The 1,610-nt window shown below is 59.4% G+C and carries 1 protein-coding gene; it reads left to right on the top strand.

Annotated features, from left to right (window positions below; genetic code table 11):
* Positions 1-837, top strand: an 837-nt coding sequence (locus QFW80_RS08880; RefSeq protein ID WP_280601400.1) for a hypothetical protein, incomplete at its 5' end; no start/stop codon positions are given.
* Positions 838-1,610: the final 773 nt, after the last annotated feature.

Raw genomic sequence — 1,610 nt, 5'->3', positions numbered from 1 at the left:
GCGTTAGGCGGCACGCTGCAATGTCGTGCTATTGAGTGTCGTCGCAATCGGATCGGCCAACGTGCTGCCATCATCTTTGGCTTCGGCCAAGTAGTCGCAAGCGCGCCGGGACAGTTCGTCGCGGCCGGCTTCGGATGGCTGGACTCAGGCGTTGCAATCGGACCGTCCATCGCAGGCTTCGGCCAGGTCCGTGGACAGGTCCCGGGCCGGCGCACCCAGGCGCCATTGGCTTCGGCCACATCCCAAGCCAAGAGCTTGCCGCACCCCGGTTTTCGTCGTAGCGTTCCGCCTAACAGTTCGTTCAAGCCGACGCCGCTTCGTTACACAAAGCACATGGCAGGTAGAGCTTGCCATGTGCTTTGCTCCACTACGCGGCGCGGCTTAACTCAGGCGTTAGGCCCCACGAGAGACACGGCAATGGCTCTAAGATGGTCGCTAATGGTGGTAGTCGTCATTGCCAGCTTCGTAGTCGCAGGCTTCGTGGGCGCCTTCGTCGCTGAGGCGCTGGGGCTTTGGTTCGTTCCAAGCATTGGCTTCATTGCGGCATTCGCGGTTGTTCTAGCAACCTACCTTTCCGCACCGACGCGCAAACTGACAAGTGCCTTGGTCGCAATGCTTGTCGGCGCTGTAGTCGCTTGGCTATTGGTGCAGCCTTCGTACTTCCCGGCAAGTTACGGCGAGGGGCTCGCCTACGAGCCAACCTACCTTCCAATTGTCGTCACGTATGTCGGTGGCTTGCTCGGCTTGCTGGTCTCAACACTTCTCCATCGGTGGGTGGGGCCTAACAATTCAATCAAGCCGACGCCGCTTCGCGGCGCGGCTTATTTCAGGCGTTAGGCCGCAGATGATCTACTTCGCCCACTCAAGGGAGAGCTACGATCAACTTGTAGCCTCATCGGCTTGGCCTCCCACTGGCTTGTGGGTTTCACCCGGATTGCTTGCCGCAACTGAGCTGACAGCGCTTCGCGCAAGCGGTTTGAGTGTTACTGAGTTCACTGCGCCAATCGGCAATAGCGGCCCCGCCACGCTCGCTGATGCAGTCGATACAATTCGTGAGCATCATCCCGGTCAGGTCGTGTGGGCCGATGGCTCTGCGGCCTAACAATTCGTTCAAGCCGATGCCGCTTCGCGGCACGGCTTAACTCTGGTGTTAGGCCCCTTGGAAAGCAACTCGCGAACCATTGCTTGGATCCTCTACGCGATAGACTTGGGTGCCGGTCAGGCGCCTGTCTCACTCACTGATGTTTCTGCGGCAGCAGATGCAATCAACCATGCCGTGCCAACCCAGCAAGAGCTATCCAGCTCACTAAGGTGGCTGCAGGCACATGGTCTGGTTGAGTCTCGGGGAAGGTTCCACTCTCTCAGTGAGCGCGGCCACAATTTAGTTGGACAAAGCAGGGCCAATGCTTCCACTGTGTCAGCAGTCTGGGCACACTTGACGGAGGGCATCCGGCGCATTTCGGCCGGGGCCTAACAATTCATTCAAGCCGAAGCCGCTTCGCGGCTCGGCTTAATTCAGGCGTTAGGCCGCTCGGTCGAGAATCCCATGATCGGTGTTTGGTCCAGGCCGCTGTACCTCGTTCGCGCAAGCCTGCTGCTCCAGCTGGGCG

The sequence above is a fragment of the Luteimonas rhizosphaericola genome (assembly GCF_029888045.1).
Taxonomy (GTDB): Bacteria; Pseudomonadota; Gammaproteobacteria; order Xanthomonadales; family Xanthomonadaceae; genus Luteimonas; species Luteimonas rhizosphaericola.
Note: the sequence above shows the minus strand (reverse complement) of the source record. Positions and strands in the feature narration are given on the sequence as shown.